The sequence below is a fragment of the Peptostreptococcus russellii genome (assembly GCF_900110295.1).
GTDB classification, from domain to species: Bacteria; Bacillota; Clostridia; order Peptostreptococcales; family Peptostreptococcaceae; genus Peptostreptococcus; species Peptostreptococcus russellii_A.
The window spans coordinates 46,141-68,779 of record NZ_FODF01000006.1; the positions used below are offsets into that span (position 1 = coordinate 46,141).

A 22,639-nucleotide genomic window follows, 5' to 3' on the forward strand; every position below is an offset into this window, starting at 1 on the left:
ATAAAAGATTTTTAAAAAACCCTTGACAATTAAAATTATGACAAGTATAATAAGTAGCATAACATAATAAAAGCCGATGACGAAGAGAGTAACATAGATGGATTTGCAGCGAGTTGAGAGTTTGGTGTGAGCTCAATATTGAAATTTATAGTGAAGAGAGCTTCTGAGGTTGTTAGAAGAAACTAAGTATTTTAACAGGTTTCCCGCCTTAAGGGTTTGAGAGGACAGTTTTATTGTCAATAAGAGTGGTAACGCGGAATATTCGTCTCTTGGTTTTTAACCAAGAGATTTTTTTATACTTTTTTTAAAAATTTTAATTTTAAGACTCATTTTTTAAGTTATTGAAGAAAATTAAAAGTATCACTGGAATAGTTTTATGATTTATTAAAATCGAATTATTCTGATAAGATTGAATATTCCATATAGTAATCTTAATAGACTTTAGTCAGGTGCCGGCCGATTATTCGAATAGCTGACTTAGGTCAACAATATCTGTCAATAAGAGTGGTAACGCGGAATATTCGTCTCTTGGTTTAATAAACCAAGGGACTTTTTTGTTACAAATTAAAGAAATTATATCAAAATTATATTATTTTAGAAAAGGAGAATTTATTATGAAAAAGGTATTTAAAAAATTATTAGCAATTACTTTAGTAGCGATGATTACTATAAGTGCAGTAGGGTGTGGAAAAGAAGAAAATGCACTTACAAAAATTAAAGATGCAGGGAAGATTGTTGTAGGAACATCTCCAGACTATCCACCGTTTGAATTTCTTATTTCAGAAGATGGAAAGAGCAAGATTGTAGGTGCTGATATAGATTTGGCACAGAAGATAGCAGATAAAATAGGAGTAAAACTTGAAATAAAATCAATGGACTTTGATTCGCTACTACCTGCACTTCAGTCTGGTAAGGTAGATATGGTTATCACAGGTATGACTCCAGATGAAACTCGTAAAAAGGCAGTAGACTTCTCAGATATATATTTCAAGGGAGTGAATGGAGTACTAGTAAAGGAAGAAAATGTAGATAAGATAAAATCAGAAGATGATTTAAAGAAGGTAAACCTTGGTGTTCAGAAGGGTTCTACTCAGGAAACATATGTTAAAGACAAGCTAAAGATAGAAAAGTATAAGGCTTTAAAGGCGGTTCCAAACTTGGTTATGGACCTAAAGAGTGGAAAGATAGATGCCATAGTTTTAAATGACAAAGTAGCAAAAATTAATGAAGGTAAGTATGACAATGTTAAGTTAGTAAAGGATCTAAAATTAACAGGCGGTGGAGACGAAGAAGCAATGGCAATAGCTGTCAAGAAGGGTGATAATAAGGAATTATTAAAGCTTATGAATGAAGAGATTAAAGAACTTCAGTCTAGTGGAGAATACGATAAAATACTTTCAAATGCAGTAGAAGAAGTATCAAAGGCAAAACAGTAAATAAAATATTTTAAGAAAATTAAAAACAAGCGCAAGACAATATAAATTTAAATGTAGTAATTTAAACTTAAAGGGTTAGTATGTACACAGTTAATTACCTGCTTTGTTCAAACTTAACAAAGCAGGTGTTTAACAAAATTAGCAAATAAAATTTGTATCAAATCTTATTTGCTAGACATATTAATATTAAATTATTTAGAAATCATAAACTTATTGAGAAAAGGAGAAAGAAATGGGTTATTTATTAAATTATTCGGGAATGTATTTACATGGTGCGGGATATACAATTCTAGTATCATTTATAGCAGTTATAGGTGGATTTATTATAGGTCTTTTGGCATCACTTGCAAGACTTTCAAAAAGTAAAATATTAAATATAATATCAGCAATTTATGTAGAGGTAATAAGAGATACACCTTTATTTGTTCAGGTAATGATTATAGCATTTGCACTTCCACAGATTGGAATCAACTTTCCAAGCTTCTTTGGATTAAGTGGTGACTTTACAGGAGCGGCATTTGCATTGACACTAAATTCAGGTGCATATATATCAGAAATTATGAGATCAGGAATACAGTCAATTAACAAGGGGCAGATGGAAGCAAGCCGTTCATTAGGTTTAAATTACTGGCAATCAATGAGATATGTAATTGTGCCTCAGGCTATAAAAAATATACTTCCAGCTTTGGCTAATGAGTTTGTAACATTGGTAAAGGAATCAGCAATTCTTTCAGCAGTAGGAATATCTGAAATAATGTTTGTATCAGGAGCTGTTGCAAATGCTACATATAAGGCAATGGGACCTTATTTAGTAGCAATGGTATTGTATTTTATAATAACATTTACTTTATCAAGATTAATAGGAAGATTCGAAAAGAAGTTAAATTCAAATGGTAGATAGTGAGTAAGGCAGGTAATAGCAAGTAGAAACGCATTTACTCAATGAAATATATATAAAGAATAGTAGGAGGAAGTTATGAGCAAAAAAGAAGTATTACTTGAAGTAAAGAATTTACATAAAAAGTTTGGCGATTTGGAAGTTATAAAGGGAGTAGATATTGAAATAGATAAGGGAGATATACTGGTAATTATAGGCCCTTCAGGATCAGGTAAGAGTACAGTTTTAAGATGTATGAATTTGTTGGAAGAACCTACAGGTGGAGATATAATATTTGAAGGAAAAAGTATATTAAACAGCAAGACAATAGATCAAACAAGAGAAAAAATTGGTATGGTTTTTCAAAACTTTAATCTTTTCCCCAATAAGACAATAATGGAAAATATAACTCTTGCACCTATTAAGGTGAAGAAAAAAACAAAGGAAGAAGCGGAGAAAAAAGCCACTGAATTATTAAATAGAGTAGGTCTACTAGATAAGAAAGATGCATATCCGGCACAGCTTTCAGGAGGTCAGCAGCAGCGTATAGCTATAGCAAGGGCACTTGCAATGGAGCCAGATATGATGCTATTTGATGAGCCTACATCAGCACTTGATCCAGAAATGGTAAAGGAAGTTTTGGATGTTATTAAGGAACTTGCAGAAGATGGTATGACCATGGCAATAGTAACTCATGAGATGGGATTTGCCAAAGAAGTTGCAGATAAAGTGATATTTATAGATGGAGGATATATTGTAGAAGAAGGAACTCCAGAAGAAGTATTCAACAATCCAAAAAGCGAGAGAGCGAAAGATTTTTTTGCCAAAATACTATAGTTAAATTAAGTAGAAATATCCATTCTAAGAAGAATGGATATTTTTATTGTTAGGTTTACTATTTATAATTTTTATAAAATCGTATATAATAGTGTTAGTTGACTTTTTTAGAATTCGTTCAAAATAATTATTATAGAAAAAAGTTTATAATAATATACAAAACAAATCATATAATTTTGATTACTTTTGTAGTATTTATGTATATAAAAATAAATTATAATAATAAAGGCTAAAGGGTGTAGATTTTAAAGTTGATTTTTGATACACTCATACAAAGAAAACAATACTTTAAAAGATTAATTATATGAGAAGGAGAGCTATTGGTATGAAAAAATATGCACCTTGGATAAAGGTTGCGGCGGTATTGGCCGTTATAATATTTGCTTTAGTAAAAATAGATCCTTTTTCTAAAATCAAAAATGATCCTGTTGATATTCTAAATCAGGATAATTTGGCAAAAAATGTCGATATTGACAGTATATCTCCAGACACAGTAAGATATTCAGAGCGTGTAATAGATGAACATGCCTCTATTGATAAAATAGAGTTTGATAAAAAAAGCGGCATACTAAAAATAAGGTATTATGATACATCTCATATGGATGGTGAAATAGAAGTCAGAAACTTTGCCTACCAGAGTGCCAATTTACTTAATGATTTAAAGGGAAATAGAGAAATAAAGGGAATAGAGTTTTCTCAAAAAATAAGCATGAGAGATAATCAGAATATAGAGGACGCTATTTATGCTTATTTTGATAGAAATAATTTCGACAGTATTGATTATACAAAATGGGAAGATGATTTTAGAAAAAAGAATAAATTTCCATTATTTTATAACAGGGCAAATAAATACAAAATGTATATACAGCTTCAAGACGATATGGAGAGAGAAGCAGCGGATATTTTAAAGCATTCCAATGAAATAAAATAAAATTTAAAAAATGTAAAAGCCGTAGATAAATTAAAGTCTACGGTATTTTTTTATTGAAAAACATTTATAGATTGAGAAAAATACTGTATATTAAAAAAATCCTGTGTTAAAATAAAAGTTGTGAAAGAGAATATAATTTATTAGATGTGTAGTGGGAATTTATTGACTTAATAAGTATACTTAATAAAATATACATTATACAAAAATAAAATTCAGCCAATACTCATTTGTAAAAATAGATAAGAGGTGTTTTTATTGAAAGATTTTATATTTGCAGTTAATGCAACCATGCCAGTATTCTTAATAATAATTTTAGGAAAAATACTTATTAAATTGAATGTAATTAATGAGCAGTGGATAAAAATAACAGATAGATTTGCTTTTAGGGTAGCTCTTCCAGCAACTCTATTTATAGATATTGCAGATATGGAAATAAATCCAGGAGAAAATATTAAATTGGTTGTCTTTTGTATTGTAGTAACTACTATTATGTTTTTTGGAACATGGCTTTTGGCATATTTGTTTTTAAAAGACAAGAAATCTGTCGGTGCATTTACTCAATCTGCAGTAAGAGGAAGTGCAGCTATATTGGGCATACCTTTTGCAGTAAATATATATGGTCATGCGGGAATGGTTCCTTTAATGATACTGGCAGTAGTTCCCTTATTTAATGCTTATTCTGTAATAATATTAGCAGTATCATCTCATTTTGAAAATAAGGAAGATTTAAAGAATAGAAAAAATAAGATAGATAGAGAATTATTAAAAGATGTTAATTTAGCTTCTAATAGAAATGAAAAAATTGAAATAAGAAAAAAGACTAGTATAGGTTTTAAAGATATAGTAAGATCTATAGTTAGCAATCCTCTAATAATAGGGATAGCATTAGGTTTTCCATTTTGTATATTTCAAATAAAACTTCCTTTTGTACTTCATCAATCAATTTCTAGAGTAGGAGATACAGCTACAGCTCTAATGCTAATATCTCTTGGTGCAGGATTTGAAATAAAGGATCTGACAGGAAAGTTTGGATATTCTTTTGTCTCTACAATGATAAAATTAGTATTGCTTCCACTGATATTTATTCCTTTGGCAGTATATTTCGGTTTTAGAAATGATTCTTTAATAGCAATACTGATAATGTTGGGAACACCATCTGCCATATCTGGATATGTAATGGCTAAGAGTATGGACAATGATTATGTTTTGATGTCTAGTGCAATAGTTATGACAACACTTTTTTCAGCAGTAACTTTTACAATATGGATATTCATACTAAAAAGTATGGCTTTAATATAGTCTTTAAAATATAAATAATAGAATAGATTTAGACAGTGTTTGTATAAAATACTGTCTAATATTTATTTGTATTCAAATCACATTATTTCATTCAATACTTCTATATTTTATGATATAATAAAGTTTTGTAAAGGAGTTGATAGTATGAAAGTTTATTTAGACAATAGTGCTACAACAAAGCCATACAAGGAAGTAGTTGATGAAGTAGTTTTATCTCTTACAGAAGATTTTGCTAATCCATCTGCTGCATATAGAGATGGTTTTGAAGTCGAGAAAAAAATCAAAAAAATAAGAAATAATATTGCCAAAACTCTTGGCGTTGAAGATAAATCAATAATATTCACATCAGGAGGTACAGAAAGCAACAATGCAATTATAAGAAGTGTTGCTTATCTTAACAAGAAAAGAAAAAATCATATTATAACTACTGCAATTGAGCATCCAGCAGTATTAAATACAATAAAAGACCTTGAAAATGAAGGTTTTGAAGTTACTATTTTAAATGTAGATGAAAAAGGATATATCGATCTAAAAGAATTGGAAAACTCTATTACAGATAGAACTTGCCTAGTAAGTATAATGTTTGTAAACAATGAAATAGGCTGTATTGAACCTATAAAAGAAGCTGGTGAAATAATTGCTAAGTCTAAAAGTGAAGTATTTTTTCATGTTGATGCAGTTCAAGCATATGGAAAGTTAGATTTTAAGTTAAGTGATTTAAATATAGATTTTATGAGTGTTAGCTCTCATAAAATTCATGGACCTAAGGGTGTAGGATTTATGTATATTAAAGATACAAGTAGATTCAAGGCACTTTTAACAGGTGGTGGACAAGAGTTTAATCTAAGATCTGGAACAGAGAATGTTCCTGGAGTATATGGCATGGGAAAGGCTGTTGAAATTCTTTTCAAAGACCTTCAGAAAAACATTGACAAGATAAAAGAAATGAGAGATTATCTTTATAAGTCCCTGTCTGATAATATAGATGATATAAAGATTAATTCAGACATAGAAAAATCTGTTTGCCATGTATTGAATGTTTCATTTAGAGATGTAAAGGGCGAAGTTCTTTTACATTATTTAGAAGAAGATGGAATATGTGTATCAACAGGTTCTGCCTGCTCTTCTAAGAAGAAAGGAAGTCATGTCTTGAATGCAATAGGTCTAAGTCCACAAGATATAGAAGGGGCTGTAAGATTTAGTCTATGTGAGATGAATACAAAAGAAGAAATAGACTATACTGTAGAAAAAATCAAATCTCATGTTGAAATGATAAGATTATTATCTAGAAGAAAAAGAAGATAAAAGCTGTATAGATTATAAAATATTAAAAAGAATAGTTGATAATTAGAAGGAGAATGTATGTATAATATATTAATAGCCAAGTATGGTGAAATAGGAGTAAAAGGTAAGAATAGATATATATTTGAAAACAAGTTAATAAGAAATATTAGAAATATGCTTAAATCAATGGGTAAATTCAATGTATATAAGGAATATGGAAGAATATATATAGATGTAGATGATAGTAATTACAAAGAAGTCATTGATGAAGTAAGAAAAGTATTCGGTGTAGTAGGTGTTTGTCCTGCTATAAAAAAAGAAAAAGATTATGAAGTTTTAAAAGAAACGGCACTAAAAATGCTAGAAGAAAAAGTAGAAGAAGGTGCTAGAACTTTTAAGATAGAATCAAAGAGAGGGGACAAGACATTCCCGATGACATCTCAGGAAATGAGTATAGACATCGGTGGCTATGTTCTTTCAAATATAAATAATCCAGAAGTTAGAGTTGATGTAAGAAAACCTCAGGTAAAGATTACATGTGAATATAGAAAAGAACACATTTTAGTATATGCTGATTCGGTAGAAGCTTATGGTGGTTTGCCTTTAGGGACAAATGGTAAGGCGATGACTCTTTTATCAGGTGGAATTGATAGTCCAGTAGCATCATGGCTAGTAGCTAAAAGAGGTGTAGATATAGAAGCAGTTCACTTCCACTCATATCCTTTCACAAATGAAAGATCACAGGAAAAGGTAAGAGAACTTGCAAGAATACTTTCAAAATACTGTGGTCCAATAAAACTTCATATGGTAAATACCCTTGATATACAAAAGGCAATAGCTGAAAATTGTAATGAAGAAGAAACAACAATTCTTTCAAGAAGATTTATGATGAGAATTGCTGAAGAAATAGGAAAGAAAAGATATTGTGATGCCCTTATTACTGGGGAAAGTATAGGTCAAGTTGCATCTCAGACAATGCAGGGAATAGTATGTACAAATGCTTCTGTTTCAATGCCAGTATTTAGACCCTTAATAGCAATGGACAAGGTAGATATTATAAAGACAGCAGAGGAAATAGGAACTTATGAAACATCAATAATTCCAGAGGCAGATTGTTGTTCTTTATTCTCTCCAAAGAAGCCAGTAACAAAGCCTAAGTTAGAAAGAATAGAAAAGTCAGAAAAAAAGTTAGATGTTGAAGGACTAATAAAGTCTGCAATAGATAACTCTGTAATGGAAACAATATCTTACGAGTAGTTTACAAATTAAAAATTGTGCATTTAGAAATTTGTGCACAATTTTTAGTTTAACAGTTATAATGAAAGCAAGTATACTTTTAATTTATTAACCCAAAGGAGGAATATTATGGAGCTTAAAAATAATATCAATGATGTAGCACTTATTTTTGAAGGTGGGGGAATGAGGGGAGCTTTTTCTGCTGGAATTGTAAATGCACTTTTGGAAAATGAACTTTACTTTAATTATGTTGCAGGAATATCAGCAGGTACTAGCCAGACTCTAAATTATCTATCAAGAGATAAGGAAAGAACAAAGAACTCATTTATAGATATAGTAGACGACCCAAACTTTGGAGGATGGAAGTCTTTTATAAAGGGCAAGGGCTTTTTCAATAGTGAATATATATATGAAGAAATTGGAAAACCAGGAAAATGGTTAGAATTTGATTATGAAACTTTTAAGAAAAACCCAGCTAAGTATAGAATTATTTCTTATGATGTAAAGAAAAGAGGAGCTAGAAATTTTACAAACTCAGATGTAAAGTCTCTTGAAGATGTAATGAAAATAGCTAGAGCTTCATCATCTTTGCCATTTTTTATGCCACCTACAGTAATAAAGGATAGAGTATATTTTGATGGTGGATTAACAGGTGGAATACCAATAGATATAGCAATAGAAGACGGATATGAAAAGTTTTTTATTGTAAGAACTCAAGAAAAAGATTATAGAAAAAAGCCTGTTAAGCATCCGAGTTTCTACAAAAGGCACTTTAAAAAGTATCCGGGAGTTGCGGATGCATTATTAAAAAGACCGGAAGTATACAATAGACAATGTGATTTAATCGAAGAATTGGAAAGACAAGGTAAGGCATATGTAGTTTATCCTGAAAAAATGGATATAACAAATAGAGAAACTCACAAAGAAAAGTTAGAAGAAATTTATGAACAAGGTTATGTTATAGGTATGAGCGATTCAGATAAGTGGAAAGAATTTTTATTTGCTAAAAACAAATAACTTATTAAAAAATAGAAAATTTAAAGTAAGTAATAATAATGCAATTTATATAATTGTTTAAATTAGAAATCATAAATAGATGCAAGTAAAATATTAAAAATATAAATATAAAAATTCAATTAAAATATACAAAAATATTTAATTAAAAAATAAAGAGGCAGTATATGTTAATTAGACTTAAAAAATCATAGAAATATGATATTAAAGCTCTATTAAAAAAATACTGCTTTTTTATTTTGTGAGTATCTCTCTGCAAATAGGGTATAGATTTATAGCAGGAATTTTTTTTATAGTTACTTAATAAGGTAAATTAAGATTTTTATGTTAAATAAGGTTAAGTATTAAAATTGTTAAATAAAAATTAATATAATAATAGTTTGCAAAATATCCAGTTTACAAGTATAATAGATAAGTATCTATGAAAGTAGATGGATATCTATAAAAATAGATATTTTTATAAGAAAGGAAGTTTTATGGAAATAAACAAATTTAATGAATTAGAAATAAACGAAGGAATAATGAAGTCAATCGAGGATCTTGGATATGAACAACCATCTCCAATCCAGGCAAAGGCCATACCTGTAATGTTAGAAGGACACGATGTAATTGGTCAGGCGCAAACAGGTACAGGAAAGACTGCAGCATTCAGCATACCACTTTTAGAGAGGGTAGACGTAAATAGCAAGAAGCTACAGGCAGTAGTTCTTTGTCCTACAAGAGAACTTGCTATTCAGGTATCGGAAGAAATGAGAAAGCTTTCGAAACATATGGGTGGTCTTAAAACACTTCCAATATATGGTGGACAACCTATAAACAGACAGATTAAGGCTTTAAAGGGTGGAGTTCAAGTAATAATAGGTACTCCAGGTAGAGTAATTGATCATATTAACAGAAAAACATTAAGAATGGATAATGTTAAGATGATCGTTCTTGATGAAGCAGATGAAATGCTTGATATGGGCTTTAGAGAGGATATTGAAACAATATTAACAAATGTTCCAGAAGAAAGACAGACAGCTTTGTTCTCAGCAACAATGCCTAAGTCAATACTTGATTTAACTAAGAAATATCAAAAGGATCCAGTGCATATAAAGGTTGTTAGAAAAGAACTTACTGTTTCAAATATTAAGCAATTTTATATAGAAACAAGAAATTCAAATAAGTTAGAGGTTCTTACAAGAATAATAGATGTATACAATCCAAAACTTACAGTTGTATTTACAAATACAAAGAAGGGTGCAGATGAACTAGTTTCAAACCTTCAGGCTAGAGGATATGGTGCGGATTCACTTCACGGTGATATGAAGCAGGCACAGAGAGATATTGTAATGGACAAGTTCAGAGCAGGAACAATAGATATATTAGTTGCAACTGATGTCGCTGCAAGAGGTATAGATATAGATGACGTTGAATGTGTTGTTAATTATGAATTGCCGCAAGATGAAGAATACTATGTTCATAGAATTGGTAGAACAGGTAGAGCAGGTAGAGCTGGTATAGCTTTCTCATTTGCATTCGGAAGAGATATGAGAAGACTAAAGGATATCGAAAGATATACAAAGTCTAAAATCGAAAAACATTCAATACCAACTGTAGGCGATGTTGAACAGAGAAAAGTAGGACAGTTCTTTGAAGGTGTAAAAGAAACTCTTGAAGAAGGCAGCTTTGCAAAGCAACTTCAGTGGGTTGAAGAATTTTGTGACCAAGAGGATTATTCACTTATAGATATCTGTGCAGCTATTATTAAAAATAGTTTAGGTGATGAAGAAAAGCATGAAATAAAGGAAGAAACTTCTCGCGAAAGAGATAGAGATAGAAATGGTGGCAGAAAGAAAAATTATAATGCTGCTAATATGACAAGACTATTCCTTAATGTGGGAAGAAAGCAAAAAATACAGGCTAAGGACATCTTAGGTTCTATAGCAGGTGAAACTGGTGTTGCTGGTAAGCAAATCGGTAATATAGATGTTTACGATAAGTATACATTTGTAGACGTTGATAAGAAAATTGCAATGACAATAATCAACAAAATGAAGAATAGAAAAATAAAGGGCAATAAGCTTAATATAGAAAAAGCGAATAGAAAGTCAAAGTAAAAATTGACTAAATAATTATGACAGCATATGAAGCGGCAATCTTCAAGTGCTGTCTTTTTTTATAAAAATTTGAAAGTTTAAATTGCTAAAATACAGAAGTCAAAATTTCGATAAGCTATAAATATATAAAAAGATATATAAAAAGATATATAAAAAGATATATAAAAAGATATATAAAAAGATGATATTAGAAGTTTTATATAAGGTAGAAAAAAGGTCGACACTAGAAGTGCCGACCTTTAATATGTGAAAGATTTGTTCTAAAACAAATAGCTTTTTATTTATTTACTTTATCGTCCTTGAGTCTGACCTTGGCTTTGACCTTGTCCTTGGACTGTTCCAGCATTTCCAGTAGTACCTTGGGAATTGCCATATGCTCCCTGTTGTTGCTGAGTACCGTTGTATCTGTTTGTAGTAGTTCCTTGCTGTTGCTGATTACCCTGCTGTTGAGTAGAGCTTCCATATCTGCTTGTTCTACTGCTACGAGTCTTTGGAGTACTTTGGAAATATCCGCCTGAACTATATCTATCGGGTGCAGTTCCATCAAGGAATGCTGCCATTACACCATATGCTGTACGTCCACCATCAATAGGATTTATAGAAGTCATATAAACGCCATCTGGTTTAGGGAACTTCTTATATTCCAAGTTTTGATGTATTGGATTCATAATCTTTGCCCAAAGTTTTGATGAGGACATTGATCCACCACCTTCAATAGGTCTTCTTTGCATTGTAGTTCCATCGTCTTTTTTGATACCAGCATCATCACCAATATATACACTTCCTACATAGTATGGAGTATATCCAACAAACCATGTATCAAGGTAGTTATTTGTAGAACCAGTCTTACCAGCTACTGGAATACCACTATTTAGAGCAGCATTTTTACCAATACCTTCTGTAACAACAGCTTGAAGCATATCAGTCATTACATATGCAACTGCAGGATCTACAACCTTATGTGTTTGAGGTGTATTCTTAACAATTAGCTCTCCATTATATGAAGTAATTGTTGTAAATATTTCTGGTTCAACATAGACACCACCATTGGCAAGAGTACCAAATGCAGCAGCCATTTGAAGTGGAGTAACACCCTTAGTCAAACCACCAAGTACAAGTGAGTTGAAATGCCTATCACTTCTTTGCATACCAGCCTTATTTTCTTCCTTGAAATCTAAAATTGTAGTGATTCCGAAGTTTCTAAGGTAATCCATCATTACATCTATACAGTCGTCATAAGTTGGTCCAAGAAGTTCACCAGTCTTATAGGCAATTGTATTAGAAGACAATGCAAGTCCGTGTCTCAAGCACATAGAACCATAACCTTGTGTAGTTGTTTGAGGGTTATCCTGTTGGTTTTCTTTAAACCTATATCCTCCTCTTGTATCTGACATCAAGGTAGATTGTGTTACCTTTGCAGTATCAATTGCTGGAGTATATACAGATAAAGGTTTAATAGTAGAACCTGGCTGATAAGGTGTAATTGCTCTATTAAGTGTCTTTCTAGCCTTAATATTACGTCCACCTATAAGCCCCTTAATATTACCTGTCTTGTAGTCTATTATTACTGTAGCTGACTGTGGCTGACTTAATCCATTGTCTGCAACAGTATCATTAGGGAAGTTGCTTCCATTTTCATACTGTTTTTCTATAGATTCCTGAATCTTAGGGTCTATAGTTGAGTTTATAATTAAACCACCGTTGTAGTACTGATTTCGAGCTTCTTCCTCAGTTTTACCCTGTTCCATAAGAGCATCAATAACATCGTACTCAATTAAACTTTCAACAGAGTTGGCAATTTTTTCCTTTGTATCAGGGAATCTGATAGAAATTTTTTCATTCTTTGCCTCAATATACTGTTTTTCAGTTATAACATTAAGATCTCTCATCTTTGCAAGAACCGTTTCCTGTCTTGCCTTTGCATTAGGGTTGTTAATTGCCTTTCTAACTAACAAGTCATCACTTTTTAGCTGTTTATAAGTATCCTGATCTATAAGATCCCACTCATAAAGTTTTTCATACATTTCTTTTTCAGTTTTATTAGGTTCTGCAAGACCTTCTGTAGGAAGATAGAATAGAAGTCTATGATCTAAATCTTCCTTAGTTTCATCTCCCGTAAGTCTAGCTGTAGTATATGGAGCATACTTGGCAGGGTTTCTTGTAACTCCGGCAAGCATAGCAGCTTCACCAAGAGTAAGGTCTTTACAATGTTTACCAAAGTAACCCATTGAACCAGCTTCTGCACCACACAGTCCCTTACCTACGAAATAGTTGTTAAGATAGGTTTCAAGAATCTTATCCTTGCTTACAGTCTTGTTCATTTCAAGAGCGTAATAAATATCCTTAATCTTACGGCTAATTGTCTGATCACTACTTGTAAGTAGTATCTTTGACACCTGCATAGGGATTGTACTACCACCCTGTCTACTACCTAGTAAAGTCTTAACAACGGAACGTCCAAGTCCCCAGTAATCGACCCCGCTATGAGAATAGAAACGCTCATCCTCTATAGATACGATAGCCTTACGAAGATAAGGCGACATATCGCTTAGTGGAATAGGTGTTTTCTTATAAAGCGTCGGTGCTGTAGACATAGTTTCACCGTTAGCATACTTAATAGTAGTAGTCTGATGAGTCAACTTATCTAAAAGAGCCTCATTAACAGGTTTAATATCCTTAAGTGATGCAAAAACAAAGCCTAGTGCCAATGCACAGCATACAATTAAGACGGCAATAATACCGCCGACAATTTTTCTTTTCTTTTTACTTCTTAGTTTCTTCTGTAGTGCCTTAGAACCTTCTCTATTTTTAGAAGAATTGCTTCTTTTGTTTTTCTTATCATTTCTACTTACCTGACTAGATGTTTTGCTTTTAGAAGAACTTGAAGCACTAACAGATCTAGTTCTAGATGAAGGGTTCGTTGACGAAGATTTTCTTGAAGTAGTTGAGCTCGGTCTCGTTTTTCTTTTAGAACTCTGACTTGTCTTTCTTCTCTCGGAAGGAAGAGTCAGGTCCTTATTGCTCGATTTAGAGTCAGAAGAAGAACGAGAAGTTCTATTTGAAGAGCTTGCAGGCTTTCTTCTTATTCTATTATTAGCTTCAGGATTATCTTTTTTCATTTCAGTTTGTACCTCCTTACTGTTTTTAATTATACATTAAAAATGTGTTTATTACAATAATTAAGAATACAAAAAGAAGGGCTACATAAAAATAGAAAATAATGTATAAGACAAATATAAACTGTTTTTTAATTGTTGAAAAAATACATTAATTTAATTAATTTCAAAGTATTTATTATATATTATGCTCCGGTAATTATGTTATAATAATTATTGTGTAAAATAGGGAATTATACGCTAAAAGACTATAATAAATTAAAGAGTATAATAATATAAATAAACAGTAGAAAACAGGAGGAAAGATGTTAGTAGTAGAAAATGTTAGTCACGGCTTCGGAGCCAGAACGATTCTTGAAGATGTTTCGTTCAGAATAAGAAAGGGAGAACATATTGCTTTAGTAGGTCCAAATGGTGAAGGTAAGTCAAGTTTCCTAAATATAATTACTATGAAGTTAATGCCAGATGCAGGAAGTATAAAATGGTCAAACAGAGTTTCAGTAGGTTATCTAGATCAGCATACGATTTTGGAAAAGGGAAATACAATAATGGATATTTTAAGAGGTGCCTTTAATCATATGTTTGAACTAGAAAAAGAAATGCTTGAAATATATGATAAGATGGCAGATGCTACAGATGATGAAATGGCAAAATATATGGAAGATACTGCAGAGATTCAAACAGTTTTGGAACATAGTGGATTCTATACAATAGATGCTAAGATTCAGGAGCTTGCAAATGGTCTTGGACTTGGCGAAATAGGTCTAGACAAAGATGTTTCGGATCTTTCAGGTGGACAGAGATCTAAGGTACTTCTTACAAAGCTTCTTCTTGAAAATCCTACTATTTTGGTATTAGACGAGCCTACAAACTACCTTGATGAAGATCATATCAACTGGCTTAGAAGATATCTTCAGGACTTTGAAAATGCCTTTGTACTTGTTTCACATGATATACCATTTATAAATGATACTTGTAATGTAGTATATCATCTTGAAAATGGAGAATTAAATAGATATAAAGGAAATTATGATGAATTTGAAAGACTAAATGAAATCAAAAAACGTCAAGAAGAAACTGCTTATGAAAAACAACAGGAAGAGAGAAAGAAGTTGGAAGACTTTATTGCTAGAAATAAGGCTAGGGTCGCAACTAGAGGTATGGCAAACTCAAGACAAAAAATACTTGATAAGATGGAAGTCCTAGAAAGACCAAGAGAAAAGATGAAAGCAGAATTTGAATTTAAAATGTCTAGAGCTTCAGGAAAGTTGATTTTTGAAACTAAAGACCTTGTTCTAGGATATGATGAAGCTCTTACAAAGCCACTTAATTTTAGACTGGAAAGAGGAAAAAAGATTGCCTTAAAGGGTATGAACGGTATAGGTAAATCTACATTACTAAAAACTCTTCTTGGAATTGTTAAACCATTTGATGGCGAAGTAAATATAGGAGACTATTTAGAAGTAGGATATTTTGAGCAGGAAAGTTCACATGAAAATACAAATACAGCACTAGAAGATGTGTGGAATGAATTCCCAGGACTAGATAATATAGATATAAGAAGAGCTTTGGCAAAGTGTGGTCTTACAAATGATCATATTACCAGTCAAGTGAGAGTTCTTTCCGGTGGAGAAGCTGCAAAAGTAAGACTTTGTAAAATTATGTTAAAAGAAATAAACTTCCTTGTACTAGACGAGCCTACAAATCATTTAGATGTAGATGCTAAAGAAGAATTAAAAAAGGCTGTAAAGGAATTTAAGGGAACTGTTTTATTAGTAAGTCATGAACCAGAATTCTATATGGATATAGTAGATGATGTATGGAATATAGAAGATTTTACAACAAAAATAGTTTAAAAATACATTTAGTAAAAATTTAGAAATAAAGCTAGTAGAATTAAAATTTAATATATAAAATTAAACCCGAAGATTATATTATGAAATCATAAACTCTATCTTCGGGTATTTATTATAATAAAAAATTACTCAAACAATTTACCTATTAAATTTAAAATATTATTTTTCTATTGACCAGTCATCAAACCAAGTTGAGTCTAGTGTAGATAATTCTTCTGCAAATTTACTCTCATTTGCAATTTTTAACTCTGCATTCTTCTTATAAAGATTAACAGTAGCTGTACTCTTATTTACAGGTTGAATAGTTCCTGTACCGGCAACACATCCACCAGGACACGCCATACCTTCAAGAAGATATCCATTTCTCTTTCCTGCCTTAGCAAGTAAAAGCATATTTCTACATTCTTTAAGACCGTCTGCCTTGTCTATTTTTACTTCCACATCCGGATTAGTCTTCTTAATTATATCTGCTACTGCACTTGCAACTCCACCTGAAACGGCAAATCCTCTACCAGCACCAGTACCCTGATTTACTTCTTCGCTTTCTTCTATATTCTCAAGATCTATATTCTTAGCTTGGAACATTCCCATTACTTCTTCAAAAGTAAGAACATAGTCAACATGGCTCTTTACTGATTTTCTGGTAGCTTCAAGCTTTTTAGAAACACAAGGACCTATAAATACAACTTTTGCATCTTCGTGTCTTTGCTTTATCCATCTAGCAGTGAAAACCATAGGTGTCATAGCCATAGATATATTGTCTTTGAACTCTGGGAAAAGTTTTTTAGCCATTACAGACCAAGCGGGGCAACATGATGTAGCCATGAAATCTAGTTTATCTGGAACTTTAGACATAAAGTCTTCAGCTTCTTCTATTGTACAAAGGTCTGCTCCTATTGCAACTTCTACAACATCATAGAAACCTAATTCTAGTAATGCACTTTTTAGTTTTTCAGGAGTAACCTTAGGTCCGAACTGACCAGCAAAGGCAGGAGCAACTTCTGCTATTACTTTTTCACCAGACTTTATCGCTTCAATAAGCTGGAATATTTGAGTCTTATCGGCAATTGCACCGAATGGGCAAGATGATATGCAAACACCACAAGAAACGCACTTATCATAATCTATAGTAGCTCTTCCAAGCTCATCTGATGATATGGCATTCATTCCACATGAAGCTGCGCAAGGTCTTTCTAACTTTGCTATAGCACCGTATGGACAGGCATTTTTACATCTTCCGCACTTTATACATTTGTCTTGGTCTATAAAAGATTTTCCATTTATTATAGATATAGCATTTTTTGGACAAACTTCAACACAAGGTCTTGCAAGACAACCTCTACATAAATCTGTAGACTTGTACATATTATCGGGACATGAGTTACATGCAAATTTGATGATATTTACAAATGGAGCCTTATAGATGGTATTCTTTATAGTATCCTTATCTATACCGGCAGAAAGTGGAGCATGTTCATTAATTTTTCTAAGAGGCATACCCATAGCAAGTCTGACTCTTTCACCAACAATAGCTCTTTCAAGGAAGATACTATCTCTAAGAGTAGCAACTTCACCTGGCATAATTGTATATGGTATCTCTTCTAACTTATTGTAATCATCGCTTCCTTCATATGCAAATTTAGCAACTTCAGTAAACACTTCACGACGAACTTTCGCAATTTCAGTAAAAATTCCTTTAAAGCTCATTATATTTCCTCCCTTTATTTAACAATAACCATATTTATTCATTTACAATAACCGTATTTTAGTATATCACAGAAAAAGTATAAAATAAATAATAAAAATAGGTTTTTTTAAATAAAAAAGAGTAAAACTTAATGAAAATACGAATAAAAACGGGAAAACGATGATACAAATAAAAAAATACTTCAAAAATAATTAATTTAATAAGTTTTAGTGCTAAAAATATCCCAAAAACAATGGAAAAAATGTTTTCCGAATCCTAATATAATAAAAGATAATTTAGTAAAATACTTATTTTTATCCAAAATTATGGCAGCTATATATATATTGTAAAGATGTGTTAAAAAACATACTAAAAATTACTTTAAAAAAATAATATTGGGCAAAATAATAATTTGTTAAGAAAATAAAACATACAATAAAAATCAATATTTAAGTCGTGTATTATAGTTTTTTTTAATAGATGGATTTATAGAAATTGATAAGATATTGGACAGAAAAAAAATACTTCTTGAAAAGTAATTAATTTAATAAAATAAAAAACACTTTGTTTTATTAGCGATAAAACTTTCACTGCTAGTGTTTTTAAAAACAAAGTCGTCTAAAATTAAAAATAAAAACTAATATGACTTAAAATCTTAAGTCAAGAAATAAAAAAATGATTGATAAAAAAGTATTAATTGAAATAATACCTCATATAGGTATATAATCAATAATTGTAGAGTAACTATTCTTTATATAAATAATTAATCTATATATTAAAGAATAGAAATAAAAAAATGTTATTTAATCGGGAAGGTGGAAAATGAAAAAAGTAATTTACGATTGTGATAATACAATGGGGATTTCCAATAGAGATATAGATGATGGTTTAGCCTTATTGTACCTTATAAACAATCCTGAAGTAGAATTATTAGGAGTAACTTGTACATACGGAAATGATAATATAGATTATGTTTACAATCAGACTATAGAACTAATGAAAGAAATTAATTGTGATATACCAGTATATAAAGGTAGAGGTGGATATAAGATGAAAGACTATTATGCTGGTGTATATATTAATGAAACAAGTAAGAATATTGAAGATGTAAAGAAAAACGAAGCAGCCCAGTTTATTGTTTCTATGGTACACAAGTATCCAGAAGAATTGAGCATTATAGCTACAGGCTCTATGCAGAATCTATATGATGCAAGTATAATAGATCAGAGTATAATTGCTAATATTAAAGAAATCGTTCTTATGGGTGGTATTACAAAACCACTAAAGGTAGGCAATAAGATAATGAATGAGCTAAACTTCTCAGTATGTCCAGAAGGGGCATTTACTGTTTTAAACAAGGCTACGAAGTTATCTGTACTTACTGGCAATAACTGTATGGACGTTGAATTTACAGGTGATGAATTTAGAGCACTTAAAAAAAGATTTGAAGAAGAAGGACACAAGCTTAAAAATGAATTTGTAATTAGAAAAATTGAAAAATGGATGAATGAATTTAAAGATGAATATGGATGTGACTCCATAGTGCTATGGGATGTTATTGCTGCAATCTATCTGACTAATCCAGAACTATTTGATGATAGATTTGTAACTATAAGATCTAAGCTAGACGACTTTAGTATAGGATATATAAACACAATAAGAGATTATACGGAAAATGTTACTTTATCTAGGGAAGATGTTTTCAAAATAGTAGATAGATACAAGGATGTTGAATTAAATATTGGAAGAAATGTTATTAATCTTCCAACGGTCAAATCGTCAGAAGAAGTAAATAAAAAAATGATAGAAATTGTCCATGGATAAAAGCATAAATTTATTTCAATCCATAAAGTAAAAATCTAGACTTTAACTAGTTTCTTGGAGTATTAAAATCAAATATATGATTTTTATTAAAATAGTTCCTTAAAGTATAAATAATTATAGGAATTTCTTGCAATTAGAAGCTTTTTATTATATAATTTATACGATATATAGTTTATATACAAACTTTGATGAAGAGGAGTAGCAGGGTAGTGGTTCAAAGAGAGAAAATCATTGCTGGGAGATTTTTAATTAACGCGCTGTGAAGTAGCTTCGGAGTTTATTGTATGAAGTTTTATGTGTAGTACAATACGGATAGTCCCGTTAAAGACTTTGAGAGCCGAAATATTTTCGGAATTAAGGTGGTAACGCGAGCTTTTCGTCCTTTAGGATGAAAGGCTCTTTTTTATTACAAAGAACAGTATTTTAAGAAGGAGGAAATTATGGACAAAAATTTACCCAAAAATTATGATCCTAAGGATTTTGAAGAAAGATTATATCAAGAATGGCAAGACAATGGATGTTTCAAGTCTGAAATAAACAAGGACAAAGAATCATTTACAATAGTTATGCCACCACCAAATATTACAGGACAGCTTCATATGGGGCATGCTCTTGATGATACACTACAGGATATACTTATAAGATGGAAAAGAATGGACGGATTCGAAGCTCTTTGGATACCGGGAACTGACCATGCATCTATTGCAACAGAAGTAAAGGTTGTAAATAGAATAAAAGAGGAAACTGGAAAGAGTAAGTATGAAGTAGGAAGAGAAGAATTTTTAAGACGTGCTTGGGAATGGAAAGATGAGTTCGGCGGAAAGATAGTAAATCAGGTTAAGAAGCTAGGTGCTTCATGTGACTGGGATAAGGAAAGATTTACTATGGATGAAGGTTGCAACAAAGCAGTTACTAAGTTCTTTATAAAACTTTATGAAGAAGGTCATATATACAGAGGAAATAGAATTATCAACTGGTGTCCAGATTGTAAGACTACACTATCAGATGCTGAAGTTGAACATGAAGATCAGGAAGGTAGCTTCTGGCATATAAAATATCCAATTAAGGATAGCGATGAATTCTTAGAAATTGCAACTACAAGACCGGAAACAATGCTAGGAGATACAGGAATAGCAGTTCATCCAGAAGATGAAAGATATACTCATCTTGTAGGAAAAACAGCAATACTTCCATTAGTTGGAAGAGAGTTAATAATAGTAGCAGATGAATATGTTGATAAGGAATTTGGTACAGGTGCAGTTAAGATGACTCCAGCCCATGACCCTAATGACTTTGAGGTAGGAAAGAGACATAATCTTGAAGAAATCAATGTTATGAATGATGATGCTACAATGAATGAACTTGCTGGTAAATATCAGGGAATGGATAGATACGAATGTAGAAAAGAAATAGTTAAGGATCTTGACGAAGCTGGATACCTTATAAAAATAAAGAAGCATGATCATGCTGTTGGTACTTGCTATAGATGTCATACTGTAATAGAACCAAGACTATCACTTCAGTGGTTCGTAGATATGCAAGAGTTAGCAAAGCCAGCTATAAAAGTGTTAAAGGATGGAGAATTGGGATTTGTTCCTGAAAAATTCGATAAGACTTACCTTCAGTGGCTTGAAAATATTAGAGACTGGTGTATATCAAGACAGTTGTGGTGGGGACATCAGATACCTGCATACTATTGTCAGGAATGTGGAGAAGTTATAGTAGCTGAAACGTCTCCTCAAAAGTGTCCTAAGTGTGGATGTTCAGATATCAAGCAGGACGAAGATGTTCTTGATACTTGGTTCTCATCAGGACTTTGGCCTTTTGAAACATTAGGATGGCCTGAAAAGACAGAAGAACTAGACTATTATTATCCAACAAGCGTTCTTGTAACAGGATATGATATTATATTCTTCTGGATTGTAAGAATGGTATTTAGTGCAATGTTCTGTATGAATGAAAAACCATTTAGCCATGTACTTGTTCACGGTCTAGTAAGAGATTCTCAGGGTAGAAAGATGTCTAAATCACTAGGAAATGGTATTGATCCACTAGAAGTAATCGACCAGTATGGTGCTGATGCCCTTAGATTTACTCTAGCTACAGGAAATTCACCAGGAAATGATATGAGATTCTACACAGAGAGAGTTGAATTTGCTCGTAACTTCAACAATAAGTTATGGAATGCATCTAGATTTGTGTTTATGAACCTTGAAGATGACTCACTTCTTGAAAATCTTACAAGAGAAGCAGTAGAAGAAAACTTCACTCTTGCAGACAAGTGGATAATTTCAAGAGCCAACAAGATAGTTGAAGAAGTTGGAATAAATATGGAAAAATTTGAGCTTGGAATGGCTCTTCAGAAGGCTTATGACTTTACTTGGTCAGAATACTGCGACTGGTATATAGAAATGGTTAAGCCTAGACTTTACGGTGAAGATAGAGAAGCAAAGAGAGCAGCTCTATATACATTGACATATGTTCTTGAAAATGTATTAAAGCTTCTTCATCCATTTATACCATTTATCACAGAAGAAATATACTCATATCTTCCAACAGTAGAAGGCTATATTATAAGAGCTGAATATCCTCATTACAAGGAAGAGGATAATATGGAAGTTGAAGAAGAAAAGATGAACCTTATAATGGACGGAATTAGAAATATCAGAAATGTAAGAGCTGAAATGAATGTTCCACCATCTAAGAAGGCTAAGACAATACTTGTACCTTCAGCTGAAAAGCTTGCAGCAATGGAAGATGGAAAAGACTACTTCAAGTCACTTGCTTCAGCTTCAGATGTTGAAATAAAGGAAAATACAGAAGGAATACCTGAAGATGCAGTATCAGTAGTTATAGAAGGAGTTGAAATATTTATCCCTCTTGATGAGCTTGTAGACTTTGAAAAGGAAAAGGAAAGACTTAACAAAGAAAAGAAAAAGGCACTTTCTGAAATAAAGAGAGTAGAAGGAAAGCTTAACAATCCAGGCTTTGTAAATAAGGCTCCAGAAAAATTAGTAGAAGAAGAAAAAGCAAAGAAAGAAAAATATGAAGAAATGTTAAAGTCTATCGAAGAAAGACTTGCAAAGTTTCAGTAAATAGATAATAATAAAAGTGGTGATATTTTTATCACCACTTTTTATATA

Annotated in this window: 14 protein-coding genes and 2 other annotated features; of the genes, 12 read left to right on the plus strand and 2 right to left on the minus strand. The window is 31.6% G+C overall.

Features of this window, described 5'->3' with window-relative positions; all coding sequences use genetic code 11:
- The first annotated feature begins 67 nt into the window (after positions 1-67).
- Positions 68-273 (plus strand) — a binding site (T-box leader).
- Positions 274-614: 341 nt separating this feature from the next.
- The 9 genes from BMY82_RS04945 (at position 615) to BMY82_RS04985 (ending at position 11,013) form a co-directional block, all read left to right on the plus strand.
- On the plus strand, positions 615-1,436 hold the full coding sequence (locus tag BMY82_RS04945; protein WP_091975300.1) for a transporter substrate-binding domain-containing protein: 822 nt from the start codon (positions 615-617) through the stop codon (positions 1,434-1,436).
- 232 nt (positions 1,437-1,668) lie between these two features.
- Positions 1,669-2,337: an amino acid ABC transporter permease gene (locus tag BMY82_RS04950; protein WP_091975302.1), complete on the plus strand. Its 669-nt coding sequence runs from the start codon at positions 1,669-1,671 to the stop codon at positions 2,335-2,337.
- Positions 2,338-2,412: 75 nt separating this feature from the next.
- Entirely contained in the window at positions 2,413-3,150 is a 738-nt protein-coding gene (locus BMY82_RS04955) for an amino acid ABC transporter ATP-binding protein (RefSeq protein ID WP_091975304.1), read from the plus strand.
- Positions 3,151-3,475: 325 nt separating this feature from the next.
- Entirely contained in the window at positions 3,476-4,081 is a 606-nt protein-coding gene (locus BMY82_RS04960) for a hypothetical protein (protein ID WP_091975307.1), read from the plus strand.
- A gap of 246 nt (positions 4,082-4,327) precedes the next feature.
- Positions 4,328-5,380, plus strand: coding sequence for an AEC family transporter (locus tag BMY82_RS04965; RefSeq protein ID WP_242938920.1), 1,053 nt, complete (start codon positions 4,328-4,330; stop codon positions 5,378-5,380).
- Between the two features lie 144 nt (positions 5,381-5,524).
- The gene (locus BMY82_RS04970; RefSeq protein ID WP_091975311.1) at positions 5,525-6,685 is read left to right on the plus strand and encodes a cysteine desulfurase family protein; all 1,161 of its coding nucleotides are present in this window, start codon (positions 5,525-5,527) and stop codon (positions 6,683-6,685) included.
- Positions 6,686-6,742: 57 nt separating this feature from the next.
- Complete coding sequence (gene thiI, locus BMY82_RS04975; RefSeq protein ID WP_091975313.1) at positions 6,743-7,921, plus strand: tRNA uracil 4-sulfurtransferase ThiI; 1,179 nt, start codon at positions 6,743-6,745, stop codon at positions 7,919-7,921.
- Between the two features lie 108 nt (positions 7,922-8,029).
- Positions 8,030-8,917 (plus strand): patatin-like phospholipase family protein, encoded by an 888-nt coding sequence (locus BMY82_RS04980; protein WP_091975315.1) that lies wholly within the window; start codon positions 8,030-8,032, stop codon positions 8,915-8,917.
- Between the two features lie 473 nt (positions 8,918-9,390).
- Positions 9,391-11,013: a DEAD/DEAH box helicase gene (locus BMY82_RS04985; RefSeq protein WP_091975318.1), complete on the plus strand. Its 1,623-nt coding sequence runs from the start codon at positions 9,391-9,393 to the stop codon at positions 11,011-11,013.
- 290 nt (positions 11,014-11,303) lie between these two features.
- Here the strand turns inward: BMY82_RS04985 and BMY82_RS04990 are convergent, their stop codons facing one another.
- Positions 11,304-14,132, minus strand: a complete 2,829-nt coding sequence (locus tag BMY82_RS04990; protein ID WP_091975320.1) for a transglycosylase domain-containing protein — start codon at positions 14,130-14,132, stop codon at positions 11,304-11,306.
- A 302-nt stretch (positions 14,133-14,434) separates the two neighbouring features.
- Here BMY82_RS04990 and BMY82_RS04995 point away from each other — a divergent pair, with 302 nt between their 5' ends.
- Complete coding sequence (locus BMY82_RS04995; RefSeq protein WP_091975322.1) at positions 14,435-15,985, plus strand: ABC-F family ATP-binding cassette domain-containing protein; 1,551 nt, start codon at positions 14,435-14,437, stop codon at positions 15,983-15,985.
- A 159-nt stretch (positions 15,986-16,144) separates the two neighbouring features.
- Here BMY82_RS04995 and BMY82_RS05000 read toward each other — a convergent pair whose 3' ends face one another.
- Positions 16,145-17,692, minus strand: coding sequence for a 4Fe-4S dicluster domain-containing protein (locus BMY82_RS05000; RefSeq protein WP_091975324.1), 1,548 nt, complete (start codon positions 17,690-17,692; stop codon positions 16,145-16,147).
- An 802-nt stretch (positions 17,693-18,494) separates the two neighbouring features.
- Between BMY82_RS05000 and BMY82_RS05005 the strand changes: the two genes are divergently transcribed.
- Both BMY82_RS05005 and BMY82_RS05010 read left to right on the plus strand, forming a co-directional pair.
- Complete coding sequence (locus tag BMY82_RS05005) at positions 18,495-19,496, plus strand: nucleoside hydrolase (protein ID WP_091975326.1); 1,002 nt, start codon at positions 18,495-18,497, stop codon at positions 19,494-19,496.
- Positions 19,497-19,672: 176 nt separating this feature from the next.
- Positions 19,673-19,883: a binding site (T-box leader), on the plus strand.
- Between the two features lie 53 nt (positions 19,884-19,936).
- On the plus strand, positions 19,937-22,591 hold the full coding sequence (locus tag BMY82_RS05010; protein WP_180366736.1) for a valine--tRNA ligase: 2,655 nt from the start codon (positions 19,937-19,939) through the stop codon (positions 22,589-22,591).
- Positions 22,592-22,639: the final 48 nt, after the last annotated feature.

Excerpts from the sequence above, each read along its gene's own strand:
- BMY82_RS04945 (WP_091975300.1), top strand. The coding sequence starts at position 615 with ATGAAAAAGGTATTTAAAAAATTATTAGCAATTACTTTAGTAGCGATG.
- BMY82_RS05000 (WP_091975324.1), bottom strand. The coding sequence starts at position 17,692 with ATGAGCTTTAAAGGAATTTTTACTGAAATTGCGAAAGTTCGTCGTGAA.
- BMY82_RS04990 (WP_091975320.1), bottom strand. The coding sequence starts at position 14,132 with ATGAAAAAAGATAATCCTGAAGCTAATAATAGAATAAGAAGAAAGCCT.
- BMY82_RS04970 (WP_091975311.1), top strand. The coding sequence starts at position 5,525 with ATGAAAGTTTATTTAGACAATAGTGCTACAACAAAGCCATACAAGGAA.
- BMY82_RS04985 (WP_091975318.1), top strand. The coding sequence starts at position 9,391 with ATGGAAATAAACAAATTTAATGAATTAGAAATAAACGAAGGAATAATG.
- BMY82_RS05010 (WP_180366736.1), top strand. The coding sequence starts at position 19,937 with ATGGACAAAAATTTACCCAAAAATTATGATCCTAAGGATTTTGAAGAA.
- BMY82_RS04960 (WP_091975307.1), top strand. The coding sequence starts at position 3,476 with ATGAAAAAATATGCACCTTGGATAAAGGTTGCGGCGGTATTGGCCGTT.
- BMY82_RS04980 (WP_091975315.1), top strand. The coding sequence starts at position 8,030 with ATGGAGCTTAAAAATAATATCAATGATGTAGCACTTATTTTTGAAGGT.
- thiI (WP_091975313.1), top strand. The coding sequence starts at position 6,743 with ATGTATAATATATTAATAGCCAAGTATGGTGAAATAGGAGTAAAAGGT.
- BMY82_RS05005 (WP_091975326.1), top strand. The coding sequence starts at position 18,495 with ATGAAAAAAGTAATTTACGATTGTGATAATACAATGGGGATTTCCAAT.
- BMY82_RS04950 (WP_091975302.1), top strand. The coding sequence starts at position 1,669 with ATGGGTTATTTATTAAATTATTCGGGAATGTATTTACATGGTGCGGGA.
- BMY82_RS04995 (WP_091975322.1), top strand. The coding sequence starts at position 14,435 with ATGTTAGTAGTAGAAAATGTTAGTCACGGCTTCGGAGCCAGAACGATT.
- BMY82_RS04955 (WP_091975304.1), top strand. The coding sequence starts at position 2,413 with ATGAGCAAAAAAGAAGTATTACTTGAAGTAAAGAATTTACATAAAAAG.